Raw genomic sequence first — 19,640 nt, forward strand, 5'->3', positions numbered from 1 at the left:
AAGTGCTGTGACCTACTGTAACTTCTACAATCGGCAGATCATAAATGAACGGATTCCGGATAATAAATACTAATTGTCTAATTGTAAATTTTACAACATGCATAGAACTTTTCGGATAGTCTCCAGGATCTCTTTTATTCTGAGATCGCGACGTTTACCATTATAGAACTTACCCACTTGGTGTCTAAAACAAAAGCAGTGAACTTCTTACCCTCTTCAACTCTCTAAAAATTCAAGTTTTAACTGCTTGATTTACTGTACTTGATTTTGTATTGTAAGTGTGCAAGTTCTATAAAAAGTTAAAAACGACTTACTAAAAATGTCATTTAAATAGCTGGAACTTTCAAGCAGACGTCAATACAAATTAGACAATCATTATCGGTATGCCAAATATCGTAAATACAATTGTCTGATAACGCGACTTTAAGCGTATTTAGGAGGTAAAGCTAGATGAGTAAATTAACTACCGGGAGTTTTTCTATAGAAGATCTAGAATCCGTTCAGATCACTATTAACAATATTGTAGGGGCAGCAAAGGAGGCTGCTGAAGAAAAAGCAAAGGAGCTCGGTCCTATGGGCCCCACTCCATTCCCAGGTCTTGAAACCTACAGGGACGACTGGAACTTCAAACTACTTGACCGTTATGAGCCTGTTGTTACCCCCATGTGTGACCAGTGTTGCTACTGCACATACGGCCCCTGTGACCTCTCCAACAACAAGAGAGGTGCCTGTGGTATTGACATGCTTGGCCACAATGGAAGGGAATTCTTCCTCCGTGTGATCACCGGTACTGCCTGTCACGCAGCCCACGGCCGCCACCTGCTTGACCACCTGATCGAGATCTTTGGAGAAGACTTGCCCCTCAACCTTGGGCTATCCGATGTCCTGACCCCAAATATCACAATTACCACCGGGCAGAGACCAAAGACCCTCGGAGAAATCAAGCCTGCGATGGAATATGTTGAAGAGCAACTCACTCAGCTCCTTGCAACCGTCCATGCAGGGCAGGAATCTGCAGAGATTGACTATGACTCAAAGGCCCTTTTCAGCGGTAGCCTGGATCACGTAGGCATGGAAATTTCCGATATAGTACAGATCGCAGCCCTCGACTTCCCAAGAGCTGACCCTGAAGCCCCTCTCGTTGAAATGGGTATTGGGACCATTGACAAGAACAAGCCGTTCCTCTGTGTGATTGGGCATAATGTAGGCGGTGTCACCTACATGATGGACTACATGGAAGAGCATGAACTAACCGACAAAGTAGAACTCGGTGGGCTCTGCTGTACCGCAATCGACCTGACAAGGTACAAAGAGGCCGACAGGAGGCCCCCATACGCCAAAGTCGTTGGTTCCATGGCCAAGGAGCTCAAGATCATCCGCTCAGGAATGCCTGACGTCATTGTTGTTGACGAACAGTGTGTACGTGGAGACATCGTACCCGAAGCCCAGAAGCTCAAGATACCTGTGATCGCATCCAATGCCAAGATAATGTACGGCCTCCCTAACAGGACCGATGCCGATGTTAATGAGACCATTGAAGAACTCAAGTCAGGAGCAATTCCGGGTGCTGTGATCCTTGACTACGATAAGCTTGGAGAAATCTCCGTAAGGCTTGCTCAGGAAATGCACCCGATCCGCGAAGCTGCTGGGGTAAGGGAAATTCCATCCGATGAACAGCTAAAGGCATGGGTTGACAAGTGTGCAGACTGTGGATCCTGCTACCTGGCATGTCCGATTGAGCTGGATATTCCGGAAGCCATGAAATTCGCCAAGCAGGGAGACTTCAGTTACCTTGAAAACCTCCACGATTCATGTATTGGCTGCCGCCGCTGCGAACAGGTTTGTAAGAAGGAGATCCCAATCCTTAGCGTCATAGAGAAAGCATCCCAGAAGATTATCGCTGAGGAGAAAGGCTGGATGAGAGCCGGCAGGGGTCAGGTATTTGATGCCGAAATCCGTTCAGAGGGTCTCAACCTTGTCATGGGTACAACCCCTGGTATCATCGCAATCATTGGATGTCCAAACTACTCTGATTGTGCCAAGGGTGTTTACTACATTGCAGAGGAGTTCCTGAAGAGGAACTACATCGTTGTTGGTACAGGTTGTGGGTCCATGGACATGGGCATGTACAAGGATGAAAATGGACAGACACTATATGAGAGGTTCCCAGGTGGATTCCAGTCAGGAGGACTTTCCAACATAGGATCCTGTGTCTCGAACGCCCATATCACTGGAGCTGCACAGAAAGTAGCCGGAATTTTCGGTGGCAGAACAATGGACGGAAACCTCGCGGAAATCGCTGACTATGTCCTGAACCGTGTTGGTGCCTGCGGACTTGCATGGGGTGCATTCTCGCAGAAGGCTTCTTCCATCGGTACAGGGTGTAACATCTACGGTATCCCAGCAGTTCTCGGTGCCCACAGCTCAAAGTACAGGAGAGCCCTGATCGCAAAGAACTATGATGAGTCCAAGTGGAAAGTCTATGATGCCAGAAACGGCGAAGAGATGGCAATCCCACCAGCTCCAGAATTCCTCCTGACCACAGCAGAGACCTGGCAGGAAGCGGTTCCAATGATGGCAAAAGCCTGCATCCGCCCGTCCGACAACAACCTGGGCAGGTCTATCAAACTGACTCACTGGATGGAACTCCACGAAAAGTACATTGGTGGACTGCCTGAAGACTGGTGGAAGTTCGTCAGGAACGAAGCTGACCTCCCACTTGCCAAGCGTGCAGATCTATTGAAGAAACTCGAAGAAGAACATGGCTGGGAAATCGACTGGAAGAGGAAGAAGATCATATCTGGTCCAAAGATCAAGTTCGATGTCTCGGCACAGCCTACTAACCTCAAGAGACTCTGCAAGGAGGCCTGAAAATGGTTGACACAACAAAGAACACCAAACTCTTTACCAGCTACGGGGTAACCTCCTCCAAGGCAGTCAACCCTGACATGGTAGCCAAGATTATCTCCAAGGCAAAGAGACCTCTTCTTGTGGTCGGATCTGGAGTCCTTAAGCCCGAACTCCTGGACCGTGCAGTCAAGATTGCACAAAAAGCAAACATTCCAATCGCTGCCACGGGTCACTCTCACATAGGGTTCTTGGACAAGGCCGTAGACGCCAAGTACATCAATCTGCACCAGCTTGGATTCTACTTAACCGATCCCAACTGGCCCGGTCTTGACGGAAAGGGTAACTACGACACAATTATTTTACTGGAATTTAAGAAGTACTACATTAACCAGGTACTGTCCGGAACTAAGAACTTCTCCAAGGTAAAAGCAATTTCAATCGGCAGAGACTACATTCAGAACGCAACTATGTCCTTCGGGAACATCAGCCGGGAAGACCACTACGCTGCTCTGGATGAACTTATTAACGCATTATAACTTTGATTTAGGAGGCAAAATATAATGGCAGAATTCCCATTTGAGATTTCCCCAATGTTTGAGGGAGAAAGAGTACGAAAGGATGGAATGTTTGTTGAACTCGGTGGTCCAAAGTCCATGGGTCTGGAACTTGTCCGTGCAAAAGATCTTGACGAGATCGAAGATGACAAGGTTACAATTGTTGGTCCTGATCTCAAAGAAATGGAAGAGGGTAAAACCTACCCCTGGGCAATGATTTTCAACATCGGTGGAGAACTTGTTGAAGCTGACCTTGAGTCTGTCGTTGAAAGGCGTGTCCACGACTTCGTTAACTACTGCCAGGGCATTATGCACCTGAACCAGAGGTACGACGTCTGGATGAGAGTTTCCAAGGATACAGCTGCAAAAATGGATTCCTTCGATTCCTTCGGCAAAGCTGTCATGATGCTTTTCAAGACCGAGCTTCCCTTTATTGAGAAGATGCAGGTTACCTTCTACACCGACGAGGCTGAAGTCGAAAAACAACTGGAAGAAGCAAAGGAAATCTTCAAGATAAGAGACGCCAGGACAAAGGACCTCCACGATGAGGATGTCGATGTCTTCTATGGATGTACCCTCTGTCAGGCTTTTGCTCCCACCAACGTCTGTGTTGTTTCTCCAGACAGAATCTCCCTCTGCGGTGCAATCAACTGGTTCGACGGCCGCGCAGCCGCAAAAGTAGACCCAGAAGGTCCGCAGTTCGCAATTGAAAAGGGTGAACTTATCAATGCCGATACCGGTGAATACTCCGGTGTCAATGAGATTGCCAAGAAACTTTCCAGTGGTGAATATGACAAGATCAACCTCCACTCCTTCTTCGAATACCCGCACACTTCTTGTGGTTGCTTTGAAGTAGTCGGATTCTATATCCCTGAGGTTGACGGTATTGGCTGGGTTAACAGAGAATACCAGGGAATGGCACCCAATGGTCTTGGTTTCTCAACAATGGCTGGTCAGACAGGTGGCGGAAAGCAGGTCGTAGGTTTCCTCGGTATTGGTGTCAACTACTTCTACTCTCCAAAGTTCATCCAGGCTGACGGTGGCTGGAACAGAGTTGTCTGGCTCCCAGCTATGCTCAAGGAGAAGATTGCCGAAACCATTCCTGAAGACATTAAAGACAAGATCGCAACTGAGAACGATGCAACTGATATTGAATCTCTGAAGGCTTTCCTGCAGGAGAAGAACCACCCGGTCGTTGCTAACTGGGCATCTGAGGAAGAAGAGGAAGAAGAAGAGGAAGAGGAAGAAGAGGAAGCAGCTGTTTCAGCAGCTCCAATGATGATGCCATCTGCTGGCTTCCAGATGCCTGCAATGGCTTCCATGCCAATGATGTCTGGTGGCACCGGTGGAATAAAACTGACCTTCAAGAACGCCAAGATCTCCATTGACAAAATGATCGTCAGCGAGAAGAAGGAAAATAAATAATTGAGTGACGACAGGTAATCGCCTAAAACCGAAAAACAATCTAAAAGGGGTATTCTGTGACTAGAGTAATTGCAATAACGGGAAAAGGTGGGACTGGTAAAACAGCGGTAGCGGCTCTTCTTATCCGCTACCTTTCCAAAAAAGGAAAATTTCTACTGGCAGTTGATGCCGACGCAGATGCCAACCTGCCTGAAACCCTTGGCTGTGAGTCAGTTAAAACAATCGGGGATGCAAAAGAATTCTTACAAGCCGAAATCACCAAACCAAGGCCGGACAACCCCGATATGAATAAGGAAGCTATACTTAAAAGCAAGATATATGAGATTATCGAAGAAATGTCTGGTTATGATCTTCTGGTTATGGGTAGACCCGAAGGCTCAGGTTGTTACTGCTATGTAAACAACTTGCTCAGAGGCATCATGGATCAACTAATCACAAATTATGATATGGTTGTAATTGATGCGGAGGCAGGGCTTGAGCATTTCAGCAGGAAGATTATCCGGGATATTGATGATCTCATTGTTGTAACTGATGCTTCTCGAAGGGGATTCCGGACTGCAGAGAGAATTCGTGAACTTGTAAATGAACTGGACTCAAATGTTGAAAGGATTCATGTTATTGCAAACAAAGTTACAGATGCTAACCGCAATAAGATCGAAGAACTTGCCGGAGACCTGAAATTCAGTCTTCTAGGAATGATTCCCCTTGACTCAAAAATAGAGGAACTCGATATACGAGGGGTTCCACTAACCGAACTTCCAGATGATTCGGCTGCGGTCATTGAAATCGAAAAAATTACAAAGAAGCTGGGGTTCTGATCTCCGAGATTTTCAGTAATTAACTTACCAAAGGAATGTGAGCATTATGACCACAAAAATAAAATTATTAGATCTAAAAATGACTGAAAGTCTGGATATAGAACCCTCGAAGGGATAAATATAGAGGATAAATATAGAGGGAGAAATTGAGATCAATCTGGAATCAGGCGGAGTTAATCCGCAAATGGGAGCATTTCTCGGGCAGGAAAGCGCACAGATAGCTAATCACCTTGCAAGTATTTCAAACCTGCTTGGGATAAGGTGATCTTGGAAGTTCAGATATTTCAAAAGTTCCAAAAAAACGTTTATTCAGTGGTTAAAAATTAATTTTGTAGGATTTACGCACTTGAAATACAAAATCAAGCACAATTGACATTACTGTCTAATGTATGTTTTATAGGGTTGTTGATTTAATGCTGTTGAGTTTTCATTCCAACCGCGTAAGTCCGATTTTGGTCTAAATGAATAATGCAACACTCCTCTTAATTCAAAAAATGGTATAACAGTTAAAGTTCTGGGATAAAAAGTCACTCATGAATGTTTAAAATAAAGGGAATATTACGGAAATGGTGAGGTTTACATGGCAAAGAAAGTTAAGTTATCAGATATGACAGACATGTTCAAGGACATGGAGATATTGGCCCTTGAAGGTGTAACCATTGAAGGGGACATTGAGCTTGATCTTAGTGGACTCGGAGGTGGCTTTGACCCGATGCTTGCTGCTCTCCTTGGGCAGGAGAATGCAGTACTTGCACAGCACTTCGCAAGACTTGCTAGCATGTTTGGTGTCCCTGTAGGTTTTGGTGCCCCTGCCGCTGGTGCTCCTGCAATTTCTCCTGCTCTTGCAGCCCCGAAACTTAAGGATCTCATTCCTGCCAAATTCGATGTTGCAAACATTGCAGAATGGGCAAGCCAGATTCAGGAAGTCCCAATAGGCAACACCTCTGCCGACGGCGGCAGCCGTGGCAAGAGGGTCATGCTCGGTGGCGAGAAAGCTCTTCCTTTCTTCCCTGACGCCCCAATGCCCAACAGGAACCAGGTTACCATTGATGTATTCGATATGAGAATTGGTCTTGCAAAAGCTGTCAAGGTGAACTATGATGAAGTAATGGACAGCCCTGGAGAATGGGCAAAGAAGAATGTTGAGAAGTTCAACGCCGACATGATTACAATCCACCTGATCTCAACAGACCCACTGATTAAGGATACACCTGCAAAGGAAGCAGCCAAGACTGTAGAAGAAGTACTGCAGGCTGTTGATGTTCCAATCGCAATCGGCGGTTCAGGTAATCCACAGAAAGACCCCGAGGTTCTTGCAAAAGCTGCCGAAGTTGCCGAAGGCGAGCGCTGCCTCATTGCATCTGCCAGCCTGAACCTCGACTATGCCAAGATTGCGGAAGCTGCATTAAAGTATGACCACGATGTTCTGTCCTGGACCCAGCTTGATATGAACTCACAGAAAGAACTTAACAGGAAGCTCATGAAGCAGTGCAACGTTCCAAGAGACAGGATCATCATGGACCCAACCACTGCCGCCCTCGGTTATGGTCTCGACTATGCCTACACCAACATGGAGCGTATCCGCCTTGCCGCCCTTATGGGTGACGATGAACTGACTTTCCCAATGTCTTCTGGTACCACTAACGCCTGGGGTGCCCGTGAGTCCTGGATGGTTAGCTCCCCACTGAAGGAAGATTCTGACTGGGGTCCCAGAGAGTACAGAGGTCCTATCTGGGAAATCATTACAGGTCTGTCCCTTGCCATTGCAGGAAACGACCTCTTCATGATGATGCACCCAACATCAGTTGCTGTCCTGAAGCAGATTACCCAGACATTATTTGGTTCAATGGAGGCAGAGCCTGTTGACATTGCTAACTGGATCGGAGCGGAGGTGTAAAACATGAAGATAAACAGCCCATTAGAAGCTTACAAATACCTCCCGCAGACCAACTGTGGAGAATGTGGTGAAGCAACCTGTATGGCATTTGCTTCCAAGCTGATAGACAGGTCCGGAAAGACAGCAGACTGCTCACCTTTGATGAAAGAGAAGAAGTTTGCAAAGAAGCTTGCAGAACTTGACAGGCTCCTTGCACCTGAGATTCGTGAAATTGAAATCGGAGTGGGTGACAGAGCAGTCAAGATCGGTGGTGACGATGTTCTTTACCGTCACAAATTGACCTTCTTCAACAAAACGAAGATGTTCTTCGATGTTACTGACACAATGGAAGAAGCTGCCCTTGTTGAAAGAGTAAAGAATATTGCTAACTTCCGTAAGTTCTATGTCGGTCGCAACCTGCTCCTTGACGGTGTGGCAATCAGGTCCGTATCAAACGATCCTGCAAAGTTCGCAGCCGCTGTTAAGAAAGTTGCAGAAGTTGGCATGCCAATGATCTTCTGTTCCTTTAACCCTGCAGTTCTTAAAGCAGGACTTGAAGCCGCAAAGGATGCAAACCCACTGCTCTACGCTGCAAACAAGGACAATTGGAAGGAAGTAGGCGAACTAGCCCTTGAATACAATGTGCCTGTCGTTGTTTCAGCTATAAATGACCTTGATGGCCTTAAGACTCTTGCAAAAACCTTTGCAGAGGCAGGTATTAAGGACATTGTCCTTGACCCCGGAACTTATCCAACTGGTAAAAGCATGAAGGAATCCTTTACCAACTTCCTGAAGATCAGGAGAGCAGGTATTATGGGAGATACCGAGATCGCATATCCGATCATGGCTCTGCCGTTTACTGCCTGGATGGCTGGAATTTCCGACCCTGTCAGCGCCTCATACTGGGAAACTGCAATGGCTGCCGTATTTACTATCAGGTACGGTGACATTATGATTCTCCACAGTATGGAGCCATATGCCACGCTGCCTGAAGTCCACCTGGCCGAGACAATCTACACTGACCCAAGGACTCCTGTAGCTGTGGACTCAAAGATGTACAAGGTAGGAAACCCAACAGCGGACTCACCTGTGCTCTTCACCACAAACTTCGCTCTGACTTACTATACAGTAGAGAGCGACCTTTCCTCAAACGACATCGACTGCTATCTGCTTGCAGTTGACACCGATGGTATTGGTGTGGAAGCCTCTGTTGCCGGTGGGCAGCTGACTGCTGACAAAGTAAAGGATGCCTTTGATAAATCAGGCTTTGACCTTAAGAAGGATGTTACCCATAACAGTGTAATCATTCCTGGTCTGGCTGCACGTCTACAGGGCGACCTTGAGGACAAACTGGGCGCAAATATTCTTGTGGGCCCAATGGACTCCGGAAGGCTGCCTGGCTTTATGGAGAAGAACTGGCCTCCAAAGAAATAATCAGAAAATAAAGTTGAATATTAATATTCCGTGTCATAAAGACACGGAATAACATTTATTGGAACTTTTACAAAACGTAATTGTTGACTTATTGTTGACTTATTGTTGACTTTCCGGATAGAATTAATAGCAAGAAATCTTATGCAGTTTCTGTTCTAATGTTTCTTTGTGAAACTTCCATTTTCAATTTGGATATATGTAATTTTCATTGCTGCCCCGAGTTTACGTTAGACGTCGATGAGCTGATGCCATTTCCCGTTAAATCAAAAAAGTGGAGAAAACGGAGCATAAAAGTTTCGTCTAAATAAACTCTCCTATATGCGGTTCGGTGTAGTCTATTGGAACTGGGATAAATTTTCAGTAATTTCTGAAGCCCGTCAGAAGGCTAGATCCTGCAAACTACTTAGTACCTCGGAAAGCATAACTGTATGTTCTCCTTCGAAACTTCTTGGAGGTCTCAGAGGATTTTTGGAAACGAGATTCTGTGAACATTACACACGTTCCGGGATTGAAATTAAATAGGCTGCATCAGTTGACCCAACTTGTTGGTGAGCTTAATATTCTCGGAATAGTCGACCGGACAGACAACCACTGAGACCACGTCTTCGGCAAGTGCTTTCTTGAGCGTTGGTAAGAGGTCAGCCGCCGCCTCAATGAAATAGCCCTTAGCCCCAAAGCTCTCAGCGTACTTGACAAAGTCCGGGTTACCGAAATCGACAAAGGAATGATGACCCAGTTCCAAGTCCATCTTCCATTTGATCAGGCCATAGGCACCGTCAACCCAAATAAGTACGACGAACGGAATATGCTCACGTATCGCAGTCTCCAACTCCTGGGAATTCATCAGAAAACTGCCATCACCTGTCACGGCGAGCACTTTCCGGTCAGGATAAGCTAGCTTCGCGCCGATTGCACCGGGCACAGCAAATGCCATCGTTGATAAACCATTCGAGATCACGCAAGTATTCGGCTGATTCGTCGGATAGAGACGGGCCATCCACATTTTCAGGGAGCCGGTATCAACCAGCGCGATGTCCGAATCCCCCATAGCTGCACGGATATCGGATACAAGTCGCTGCGGTTTGACGGGATATGCATCGGCATGTGCCCCATCCTCGAGCTCTTCCTTGAGCAGGTTCCTGATTTTCCGGTCAGCGGCATCCAAACCTTCTTTCGGAGTTACTATTGCGGCCAGTTTATCAAGCGCATCTGAGATGTTCCCCTCAACGCTGACGGTGACAGGATAGTGAGTGTCGATCTCAGCCGGATATCGATGCAGATGCAGAATTTTCTTGTCGGCATTTGGGTTCATGCGGACGGGATCGAACTCCTGGAGGTCGTAGCCGACGCAAACTATCACGTCCGCTTCATCAAATCCGAAGTTCACGTAGTCGTGTTTCATGAAACCCATGGTACCCAGGGAGTTAGGATGGTTATCAGGGAAAATACCCTTGCCCATAAACGTAGTTGCGACCGGAATCCGAAGGCGTTCGGAGAATCGGACAAGTGCGTCCCCAGCGTGGTCTCGCACTGCGCCGTGGCCTGCGAGGATAATTGGTTTGGTCGCCGCTTGCAGGACGTGCGAAGCGTACGCAATCTGTGAGGGGCCTGGCATACTGTCTGCTTCGTAGGACTGAGAAAGAGGACGCAAGCCGGTGAGGCCCGAAATTGCCTCTACATCCTCAGGAACGCACAGATAAACGGCGCCTGGCCGCTCAGTTTTTGCTTTCTCGAACGCTTCTCGCACCATTTCGGGTATGGCAGCGGAACCGACAATCATTCCAGCCCATTTAGTAATCGGTTTGAACATGCTTAGCAGATCTACAACCTGATGTGTTTCCTTATAGATGCGGTTGAGGCCGACTTGGGCGCTGATTGCCACTAAGGGAGTGCTGTCTGTGAAGGCATCGGCGGTTCCCAGAAGCAGATTGATTGCACCCGGTCCCAGCGTGGATATACACACCCCCGCTTTGCCCGTGACGCGGCCATAGATATCGGCCATGAAAGACGCGCCCTGCTCATGACGCACCACTATGAAGCGAATAGTTGAGTCCTTCACGGCGTCGACGAACCTGATGTTTTCCTCGCCGGGTAGCCCAAAAATATACTCTACGCCCTCGTTCTCGAGGCACTGGACAATGAGCTGAGCTGTGGTGAGAGTGATGTCTTCTGGCATGATCTTCTCCTTTGTGTTCTGACTCTTGTCCTCCGAGCTGGCGCCTCTGTGGGCGGTCTCGGCTTCATGTTGATGTCTAAGAATTTCCATCGCTTATCCTCCTATACTCTTTCTAACTACGTTATCCGCTTCGTGATGTGAGCGGGTGCACTGTATCCTCCGGCTGTAATGAGTGCATCTCGATTGGTAGTTTTTCTTATGATCCTTGTTGCTTTTCATTTCACACCCCATTTATATGCTCACCATAATATACTCGGGTTTCTATATAATTAATTATATATTTAAAATATATGTACAAAGATTCTGAGTCACATCATCCATGGATCAAAGTAGGATAGTCCGTGTAGTCTTTCGCGCCTCCCACGTAGAAGATGAACTAGTTCGTCTCGTTCAGCGGTGCATTTTGCCTGAAACGCTCTGGAAGGTCAGGATTGGCCAGAAATGACACTCCAAAGGCGATCAGGTCAGCCTCGCCGTTGGCAATGGCTTCGTCCCTGCTGTTTGGAAAATAAATCTTTGCATATCCTGTAAACTGTTAAAAATATTTATCTACACACTTAAGGTAAAACCTATGTAAAAATGATGGGTAAAAGTGCTTTTCAGGACAAAAACAAGATCAAAACTTAACTTTGTAAAAAATGTCCTCACCTTCAAAATAAGGTTATACGGCATAAGACTAATTGATATCTATTGAATCAACAGCAGACATCGAGTGTCGGGTACTTTTATACGCTGTATATCTTTCCTGCTAAAAAATTTATGGCTATACCTTCAGAAAAAACATTTTACTATTATTTAAGAAGGTCTGAAAGTCATAGATGGGGATAAGTTTAGGTTTGAAATTGTTATACTTCTCATCGAAGAATGGTTGAGACCATCGAAGAATGGTTGAGACGAGATTTAAGGGTAGGCTAATGGTTGGAATGTTTGCGGTTGAGTTATTTAAAGCCTGATTATCGTCGTCTTGAGGTCGGAAGATGTCGGAAGTGAGAAAATGTTCTCTGAAATTCGGCAGAAAGGCGCTCCCGTCCATGGGTGCAAATGATATCTAGGAGGCTATAAATAATGAGTGAGTATTATTGGGATACAAAACTTGATTATTTAAAAACAAGTAGGTTCTTATATTTTAATGATGACTATCTAGAATTTCTGATTTACAAAGTATGGGGCTTTACTAATCCAATCAAAATCATTGATTTTGGTTGCGGTTTAGGTTATTTGGGTTTAAAGTTTTTACCGCTACTTCCAAAAGGGTCAACATACATTGGAATTGATAAGGGAGAGAAATTAATTGAAGAAGCAAAAGAAATATTTTCAAAGTTACCTTATGATACTGAGTTTATTGTAAGTGATGTAGAGCAGGTTCAGTTATGGGAAATGAAATATGATGTTGCTATTTGCCAAGCGTTACTGTTGCATTTACCTAACCCTAAGGAAGTACTATTAAAAATGATTAATTGTGTAAAAAATAATGGGAAAATTATTTGCATTGAACCCCATTGGAACTCATGTATGGCTAATTTCTATATTGATGAGCTGGAAGAGTTTAAGTCCATAAACTTAGGATTACTTCAAAAACTTTATAGAATGGATAAAAATAGAACTGGTAAAGATGGTAATATTGGGATTAAGCTACCTGTTTATATGAGGGAGTTAGGATTAAAAAATGTAAGTAGCCGGATTAGCGATTGCGTGAGATACCTAAATCCTGATCTGTGCCTTGAAGATAGGGAGTTACTATATAATTTACTGTGTAATGAAGGATTTGGCAGCGTTTGTAACAATTTAGACAACGCTGTAAAAGGTTTAGTAAATAGAGGACTGACTATTGAAGAAGCGCAAGAACAGGTAGAGTCAGAGAACTACATAAGCAGGTGCTTTAGAGAAAAAGGGCTTGAATATAACACTATATTTGCGCCAACGATGATAATTTCATATCCAACGATGATAATTTCATATGGAACAAAGGAATAATTTTAGGGTAGTCGTCCGTAGCTGCTCTGAATATAGAGCCTTCCGCACATCAGAGAACACGCACTTCCGCAAGGCGTGGATAAGCTGGTTCAGTGGGGGCCGGATTTAAGGAAAGGCTGAAGATGTCGGCACATCCCCCAGCCCAAGACCGCAGGACCCTACTCGCTCGGGTCTAACATAAGAGATATATGTAAGGCCCAAGCATCGACTTCGGGCCGAAAGGCGTTGGGAGTGCGAAAATGTTCTATGCCATGTAGTGCAAAAGCCGTGCTATCCTTTGCACGGGAATAATATGTTTTTGGAGGGAAAGTATGCAACCACAAAATATATTTGATAATGAAGTTTTTTTTCAGGGCTATAAAAAGCTTCGCGAAAATCCTAACAGCGCAAATATATTGGAAGAAAAACCAGCTATTTTTAGTCTTCTACCAGAATTGACAGGGAAAAAAGTACTGGATTTAGGTTGCGGTTATGGGGAAAATTGCAACATGTTTTCCAAAATGGGTGCTAATAAGGTAGTCGGTATAGATGTTTCTTCAAAAATGCTTGCTATCGCCAATAATGATAACAGTGGAGATAATATTTTTTATGAGAATATGTGTATGGAAGATATCTTCTGCATTAATGAGAAGTTTGACGTAGTTGTAAGCTCTTTGGCAGTGCATTATATTAATGATTTTAATAAATTGGTTTGTAATGTGAACTCATTGTTGAAAGATAATGGCATTTTTGTTTTTTCTCAGGAACATCCGCTTACAACAGCACCAAAAAACGGTGCGAGATGGTTTAAAAATGTAGATGGAAGGATCGCTCACTATGTATTGACCGATTATGCGACCAGTGGAGAGCGAACTGTATCGTGGATAGTGGACGGGATAACGAAATACCATAGGACTTTTTCGGATATTGTCAACGCCTTAATTGATGCTGGCTTCATTATCGAAAAAATGCTGGAACCCGTTCCTACAAAGGAAATAATCGAAAGAGATCCTTCTTCTGCAAAAGACTTACATAAACCCAACTTTTTAGTAACTAGAGCACGAAAGAAATAACACAATACCGTTATGTGAAAGCCTGGGTCTAATGCAAAGTTATCATAATTTGGATTAGACAAGTGTTGAAGGAAGAATGTGCATGGATATGCAATCAGCTATAGATCAGCTATAGTTATTTATATTGTACTAACATTTCTGCAGCATGCCTTCCATTATATTTTTTAGGTTGACCTGATCTTGGCTTATCTATCAAAGCACTTTGTAGACCTTCTTCAAGATTATTCCTCTCCTTTCAATTCTATAACTCTCTGTTTCAACCTACTAAAAAATTCGTCTTTGTTTATCGTTGAAACATTATCAACACCCCAGTTTATATCCTCTGAAATTATATTATACTTAGAACATTGAGCCATAAATTCTATAAGTTTCTCTGCGGTGTTAAATTCAAGAATTAAAGTTGGAAATTTTTGCTTTTTTCCGAACATTCGATCACAACCGGTATTTGATAAAACAGAAGTATTGACCTGTAATAACTCATTTTTTTAATGATTAAAATATCTTTGCGATTTATCTTTGAATTTTAATAAAGATAAGCTTTGTAAGAAACTATAATCAACGTTTTCGATCAAAGCTAGTTTTAACAGAAGCATTTAGGAAAAGAGAGGTGTGTATGGTAGATGTAGCTTTAAATTCCCGTGCTTGTCATTTCATGAGAAAGTTCTTAGACCAAACATAATTGTGAAAACGGTTCTTTCAAGTCGTCGGTTGATACCTAAATCATGGCATTACATCAACGACGTTATCTCACTATTAACCGACAACTTGACAGAACCCATAGTTTTATTGATTTTGTAAAGCTTCCTTCCTTCTTAACTTCTAAGCCTAACAATCTCACTTTAAAAGATTATTCGGCTTCAAGCCTCCTTTTCTAACTTTTTCAAGGCAACCTTAAAAACCCTTCACTTTTAATATATTTTTTAAGTAAGTGATTACAAATATCTATCATTTCCCTTCCAAAAGCATGAAGATCAGCAGGATTCTTTGAAATAGAAAGTTTACTTCAATAACTACTTCCTTGTTTTCTTAATTTTCTATGCAGCTATGATGTCGTCCCTTATATCTAGCTAGCAGGTGCTTCCTGCCTTTTAAATCCCTGATGAAACAAACTAAGGAATGTGTTAGATTGCATAATCGATCAGCTTCGGAGCAAATCCTCCAGGGCTACGGAGTAAACCAACAGTACGGAGGTAAGATTCTTCGCCTCGCCGGAGTATCTGAGAAGCTTACGAAGCAGGTTACTTGATGAAATGATGGCCATAGGTAGCCTCAATTTCGGAAATAGCAGGTTCATTCAGTTTCGTTGGCTGTTCCTCTTTTGTGTATGTTCCATTTGCAACTAAGAGCCTGTCCGAGAAGTGTCATGACTGATTCTAACTCCCACAGTAGGTAATGGCAAAGCCGAAATTACAAAGTTATCGTAGTCTATATATCGAGTACCTGTTCCGGCTATGCGTATTACAATTTTAAAGTTATGTAGATCGCAATATTTTCGGATAGGCTCTTAGTAAAAATTCTGCATTTTTGCTGTTTTAACCTCAACTTTGGGAACATTTTTACCTAATAATAGGGAAAAAATACAAATCTTTTACTCAGAATTATGTAAAAACAATTGTTACTTTTCTTTTCGGTAAATTGGTCTGTAAATTGGTCTAGTTCTTTCACTATTTCTTATTTCTAAACAAGGCTCTATGTAGTCTGAGGGGCTGGGATGAATTTTTCAGTAAGCTCTAAAGCCAGTCCGAATGTCAGCCCCGCAAACTACTTAGTCTTCGGACAGCGTGAATGTATTTTCTCCTTCGAAACTTCTTGGAGGTCACGGATGATTTTGGATACAGATGCTACGAATACCACCATGCTCCGGGACAGAAATCAGGGTTCTGTGAAGTCTTTGGAGAAGGATAATTTTTTTCAAGCTAGTGCAGATTCAAGCTATATCAACCCATAAATATACCCATTCCTCGAAGACCTTACAGTGCCTAATGTCTAAATAAATAAAAAAAGAATATCGGTAAAGTTACTTCTACTCTGAAGCCAGCTTCAGGTCGTGTCGCGGATTCCCTACCATCTTCTTTGGATCCACAATTCTGTCAAAATCCTTCGCGCTGATGAAACCTCCTTTCACTGCAGCTTCCCTCAGTGTAGTATTCTCGTCCAGTGCTCGCTGGGTAATTGCGGAAGCCTTGTCGTAGCCTATAACAGGGCTAAGTGCTGTCACTAACATGAGGGAGTCGTCCACAAATTTGTCTATACGACTCCGGTCGAGCATGATTTCCTTGATTCCGTACTCACAGAACTTTACGCAAGCATCACCGAGAATACGTGCAGAATGTAAGACATTATTTATGATTATCGGGCACATTGCGTTAAGCTCGAAGTTTCCCTGTAACCCGGCAAATGCGACGGCATTGTCTTCACCAATTACCTGGATGCAAACCATTAGCATGGCTTCCTCCTGAGTCGGATTGACTTTCCCAGGCATGATCGCGCTGCCAGGCTCGTTACTGGGGAGGATAAGCTCGTGGATCCCCGACCTCGGTCCCGAACCAAGCCATCGCAGGTCATTTGCGATCTTCATCAGTGCTACTGCTAATGCACGCAAGGCTGCGCTTGAGTTTACCATTGCATCAAGGGAGCCCTGAGCTGCGAATTTATTTGGAGCTGTAACGAATGGATGACCTGTGAGCCTGGAAATCTCACCTGCAACCTTTTCACCGAAGTCTGGTGGGGTATTGATGCCAGTTCCTACCGCAGTGCCTCCGATGGCCAACCGATATAATCCCTGGAGAGATTGTTTAACAAACGCCAGCGCGTCATTGAGTTGTGTGGCATAGCCAGACCACTCCTGACCCACTGTAAGTGGTGTTGCGTCCTGAAGATGTGTTCGACCGATCTTGATGATATCCACCCATTCCCGTGCTTTAGCCCATATTGACTCTTCAAGAGCGGTAGCTGCGGGAATGAGGCGGTTGCTGAATTCGAGCACAGTTGCAATGTGCATGGCCGTGGGAAAGGTGTCGTTAGACGACTGACTCATATTAACATCGTCATTAGGATGGACAGGGTACTTGCTGCCGAGGCTTCCACCCACGAGCTGGATGGCGCGATTGCTGATGACTTCATTCACGTTCATATTCGACTGAGTGCCTGAGCCAGTCTGCCAGACATAGAGCGGGAATTCGCTGTCGAGTTTACCTGCAATAACTTCATCTGCAACTCTTGCTATCAATTCAGCTTTCCACGGCGGTATTATTCCGGCGGCTTCGTTGACCAGAGCAGATGCCTTTTTCACATACCCATAAGCGTAATAGACCTCCTTTGGCATGTAGTCGTCACCGATGGAGAAGTGAATCAGAGACCTCTGGGTCTGAGCCCCCCAGTAATGGTCGGCTGGAACCTCAACTTCCCCTAAAGAATCGCTTTCTTTTCGCTTGCCAGTAGCTCCAGTGCCGACAGGCAGGTCGAGGATTGAAGGCACTTGTTCGGCATTTTTTCGTTGTGTATCCACGTCAATCGGCAAATTCTGCCCTCCTATAGATGACTTAACTGTGTTGGGGTTTGTAGAGTATCTCTCGGAGCCAGGCGTTGATGTCCTCTGGCTGATCTACTTTCGCCAGATCCCAATTGAAAATTAAAGTGGCAATTTGTAAGATGGTGCGTACTTCAGTCTCCAAAATTTTGCTTTGAGGTGGGAATAGCAGACCTTTCTTGAGCTGTTCATCGGTCACCTGGTCTGGCTGTCACCTTCGCGGCCTCGGTGAATATCTCGTTAGTGATGCGCTTTGCTCGCGTGACGTAGACCGTGAGGCCAACCGCCGGATATATGTAAAATTTGTTCGCTTGCCCGGGCAGAAAAATGTCACCGTTATAATGAACTGGAGGGAATTGAACACCGGCTACATAAATAGCTCTGCCACCTGCAGGGCCGGCAGGTCGTGCTGGTCGAGGATCATCTCCAGCTTACCGGCCGCAGGCATCATTGACAAGTCTGCCTGTCTCTTTCAAGTCTTCTGGGTTCGAAGGCTTGACACCGGAACGCGGGTAAACCGACGCACAGATGTCGATGCCGATTGCATTCTCTTCCTCGCGGGCAGCATCTGTGACAACAGCCACCTTACCTTGCAGGCCCCCCTCCTGTCCTGAAGTTGCTTTGCCCATTATTGTTCCTTCCTCTGAGCACCTCATATGCTCAAAAATTGATACTTCACCACAGGCTTGGTTTACAGATTTTTTACTAGTAGAGTACTATGTAGTCTGATGTAGTCTGCGTGGGGCCTACGATAAATTTTCAGTAAACTCTGAAGCTAGTCCGAAGGTCAGCCCCGCAAACTACACAGTATCTATACAGTACCACGCTTTGAGCCACATCATCTATGGACTACTAGGGCCGGATAGTCCGTGTAGCCTTTCGCGCCTCCCACGTAGAAGGTGGACTCGTCCGGCTCATTCAGCGGAGCATTCTGCCTAAAGCGCTCTGGAAGGTCAGGATTGGCCAGGAATGGTACTCCGAAAGCAATTAGGTCGGCTTCGCCGTTGGCAATAGCTTCGTTCCCGCTGTGGAGGCCATAGCCGCCGTTCAGTATGAAAGTCCTTTCGAAAATCCTGCGCAGGATGGGCCCAAGCCGTGCCTCGGGTGGAGCGAACCCCATCCGGCCTCCTATGGGCTCGATTAAATGAAGGTATCCCAGGCCCGTTTTGTTCAGCTCTCTGGCAAAATAGGAAAAAGTCTCCAGGGGGTTTTCATCCGACATAGAATGCGCGTTATTGTGCGGAGAGATGCGATAGCCGACACGGTCGCCACCCCATACCTCGATAACGGCTTTCGTGACCTCAAGCGGCAGACGGGTCCGATTCTCAAGGCTGCCGCCGTATTTATCGGTTCGCTTATTGGACCCGCTCCTCAGAAATTGGTCCAGCAGGTATGTGTTAGCTCCATGGATTTCTACACCATCGAAACCTGCGGTTTTTGCGTTCTCAGCAGCCTGCCGGAATTGCCTGACGATGTCCGGCACTTCTTCGGTCTTCAGGGCCCTGGGCACAGGAATCGGCTTTTTTCCACCTGATGCGTGGGTAAAGCCTTCGACAGGTAGTGCGGATGGTGCGACTGGCAGAGCGCCTCCCAGTAAGTCGGGGTGAGAAACCCTTCCTACGTGCCAGAGCTGGATGAAAATCCTGCCTCCTTCCCGATGGACTGCATCCGTTACCTTTTTCCAGCCGGCGACCTGTGCTGCAGAGTATATTCCTGGTGTATGCATGTAGCCTACTCCCTGCGGGCTAACCTGTGAACCTTCGGTGATAATTATACCTGCCGAGGCTCGCTGCACATAATAAGTAACTGTCAGTGGGACAGGAATGTCGTCATCCCCTGCGCGGTTGCGGGTCATTGGTGCCATCACTATGCGGTTTGGCAGCGTGAGATCACCCATCCTATACTGTGAAAATAAGTCTGTATCTTCTGCCATGATGATTGTCTCCTTTAAG

15 protein-coding genes are annotated in these 19,640 nt (G+C 45.3%); 8 read left to right on the forward strand and 7 right to left on the reverse strand.

Going from position 1 to position 19,640, the window contains the following annotated elements; genetic code table 11:
- Positions 1 to 450 precede the first annotated feature (450 nt).
- The 6 genes from cdhA to acsC all read left to right on the forward strand — a co-directional run bounded on the left by cdhA (position 451) and on the right by acsC (position 8,957).
- Positions 451 to 2,871: a CO dehydrogenase/acetyl-CoA synthase complex subunit alpha gene (gene cdhA / locus MSBRW_RS03005; protein ID WP_011305469.1), complete on the forward strand. Its 2,421-nt coding sequence runs from the start codon at positions 451 to 453 to the stop codon at positions 2,869 to 2,871.
- Between the two features lie 2 nt (positions 2,872 to 2,873).
- Positions 2,874 to 3,386, forward strand: coding sequence for a CO dehydrogenase/acetyl-CoA synthase complex subunit epsilon (cdhB, locus tag MSBRW_RS03010; protein ID WP_011305468.1), 513 nt, complete (start codon positions 2,874 to 2,876; stop codon positions 3,384 to 3,386).
- A gap of 24 nt (positions 3,387 to 3,410) precedes the next feature.
- On the forward strand, positions 3,411 to 4,829 hold the full coding sequence (cdhC, locus tag MSBRW_RS03015) for a CO dehydrogenase/CO-methylating acetyl-CoA synthase complex subunit beta (protein WP_011305467.1): 1,419 nt from the start codon (positions 3,411 to 3,413) through the stop codon (positions 4,827 to 4,829).
- Between the two features lie 56 nt (positions 4,830 to 4,885).
- Complete coding sequence (locus tag MSBRW_RS03020) at positions 4,886 to 5,647, forward strand: ATP-binding protein (protein ID WP_011305466.1); 762 nt, start codon at positions 4,886 to 4,888, stop codon at positions 5,645 to 5,647.
- A 580-nt stretch (positions 5,648 to 6,227) separates the two neighbouring features.
- On the forward strand, positions 6,228 to 7,544 hold the full coding sequence (cdhD, locus tag MSBRW_RS03025) for a CO dehydrogenase/acetyl-CoA synthase subunit delta (protein ID WP_011305465.1): 1,317 nt from the start codon (positions 6,228 to 6,230) through the stop codon (positions 7,542 to 7,544).
- A gap of 3 nt (positions 7,545 to 7,547) precedes the next feature.
- Positions 7,548 to 8,957, forward strand: a complete 1,410-nt coding sequence (gene acsC / locus MSBRW_RS03030) for an acetyl-CoA decarbonylase/synthase complex subunit gamma (protein WP_011305238.1) — start codon at positions 7,548 to 7,550, stop codon at positions 8,955 to 8,957.
- Between the two features lie 514 nt (positions 8,958 to 9,471).
- Here the strand turns inward: acsC and MSBRW_RS03040 are convergent.
- A complete protein-coding gene (locus MSBRW_RS03040) occupies positions 9,472 to 11,223 on the reverse strand; it encodes an acetolactate synthase large subunit (RefSeq protein WP_011305464.1) in 1,752 nt (583 codons plus the stop codon).
- 286 nt (positions 11,224 to 11,509) lie between these two features.
- The gene (locus MSBRW_RS23770; RefSeq protein WP_268990307.1) at positions 11,510 to 11,647 is read right to left on the reverse strand and encodes an oxidoreductase; all 138 of its coding nucleotides are present in this window, start codon (positions 11,645 to 11,647) and stop codon (positions 11,510 to 11,512) included.
- Positions 11,648 to 12,198: 551 nt separating this feature from the next.
- Here MSBRW_RS23770 and MSBRW_RS03045 point away from each other — a divergent pair.
- Both MSBRW_RS03045 and MSBRW_RS03050 read left to right on the forward strand, forming a co-directional pair.
- Positions 12,199 to 13,107: a class I SAM-dependent methyltransferase gene (locus tag MSBRW_RS03045; RefSeq protein WP_011305463.1), complete on the forward strand. Its 909-nt coding sequence runs from the start codon at positions 12,199 to 12,201 to the stop codon at positions 13,105 to 13,107.
- A gap of 311 nt (positions 13,108 to 13,418) precedes the next feature.
- Positions 13,419 to 14,159: a class I SAM-dependent methyltransferase gene (locus MSBRW_RS03050; protein WP_011305462.1), complete on the forward strand. Its 741-nt coding sequence runs from the start codon at positions 13,419 to 13,421 to the stop codon at positions 14,157 to 14,159.
- A gap of 221 nt (positions 14,160 to 14,380) precedes the next feature.
- Here MSBRW_RS03050 and MSBRW_RS03055 read toward each other — a convergent pair whose 3' ends face one another.
- The 5 genes from MSBRW_RS03055 to MSBRW_RS03080 form a co-directional block, all read right to left on the reverse strand.
- On the reverse strand, positions 14,381 to 14,587 hold the full coding sequence (locus MSBRW_RS03055) for a hypothetical protein (protein WP_048102438.1): 207 nt from the start codon (positions 14,585 to 14,587) through the stop codon (positions 14,381 to 14,383).
- 1,595 nt (positions 14,588 to 16,182) lie between these two features.
- Positions 16,183 to 17,679: a class II fumarate hydratase gene (gene fumC / locus MSBRW_RS03065; RefSeq protein ID WP_011305461.1), complete on the reverse strand. Its 1,497-nt coding sequence runs from the start codon at positions 17,677 to 17,679 to the stop codon at positions 16,183 to 16,185.
- Between the two features lie 197 nt (positions 17,680 to 17,876).
- Entirely contained in the window at positions 17,877 to 18,065 is a 189-nt protein-coding gene (locus MSBRW_RS24140; protein WP_080565413.1) for a malic enzyme-like NAD(P)-binding protein, read from the reverse strand.
- A gap of 54 nt (positions 18,066 to 18,119) precedes the next feature.
- Entirely contained in the window at positions 18,120 to 18,344 is a 225-nt protein-coding gene (locus MSBRW_RS03075) for a hypothetical protein (protein WP_011305460.1), read from the reverse strand.
- Between the two features lie 182 nt (positions 18,345 to 18,526).
- Complete coding sequence (locus MSBRW_RS03080) at positions 18,527 to 19,621, reverse strand: alkene reductase (RefSeq protein ID WP_011305459.1); 1,095 nt, start codon at positions 19,619 to 19,621, stop codon at positions 18,527 to 18,529.
- Positions 19,622 to 19,640 lie beyond the last annotated feature (19 nt).

The sequence above is a fragment of the Methanosarcina barkeri str. Wiesmoor genome (assembly GCF_000969985.1).
GTDB classification, from domain to species: domain Archaea; phylum Halobacteriota; class Methanosarcinia; order Methanosarcinales; family Methanosarcinaceae; genus Methanosarcina; species Methanosarcina barkeri_B.

Coding starts and splice junctions, on each gene's coding strand:
- cdhA (WP_011305469.1), top strand. CDS start 451: ATGAGTAAATTAACTACCGGGAGTTTTTCTATAGAAGATCTAGAATCC.
- cdhB (WP_011305468.1), top strand. CDS start 2,874: ATGGTTGACACAACAAAGAACACCAAACTCTTTACCAGCTACGGGGTA.
- cdhC (WP_011305467.1), top strand. CDS start 3,411: ATGGCAGAATTCCCATTTGAGATTTCCCCAATGTTTGAGGGAGAAAGA.
- cdhD (WP_011305465.1), top strand. CDS start 6,228: ATGGCAAAGAAAGTTAAGTTATCAGATATGACAGACATGTTCAAGGAC.
- acsC (WP_011305238.1), top strand. CDS start 7,548: ATGAAGATAAACAGCCCATTAGAAGCTTACAAATACCTCCCGCAGACC.
- MSBRW_RS03040 (WP_011305464.1), bottom strand. CDS start 11,223: ATGGAAATTCTTAGACATCAACATGAAGCCGAGACCGCCCACAGAGGC.
- MSBRW_RS03045 (WP_011305463.1), top strand. CDS start 12,199: ATGAGTGAGTATTATTGGGATACAAAACTTGATTATTTAAAAACAAGT.
- MSBRW_RS03050 (WP_011305462.1), top strand. CDS start 13,419: ATGCAACCACAAAATATATTTGATAATGAAGTTTTTTTTCAGGGCTAT.
- MSBRW_RS03055 (WP_048102438.1), bottom strand. CDS start 14,587: ATGTTCGGAAAAAAGCAAAAATTTCCAACTTTAATTCTTGAATTTAAC.
- MSBRW_RS03075 (WP_011305460.1), bottom strand. CDS start 18,344: ATGAGGTGCTCAGAGGAAGGAACAATAATGGGCAAAGCAACTTCAGGA.
- MSBRW_RS03080 (WP_011305459.1), bottom strand. CDS start 19,621: ATGGCAGAAGATACAGACTTATTTTCACAGTATAGGATGGGTGATCTC.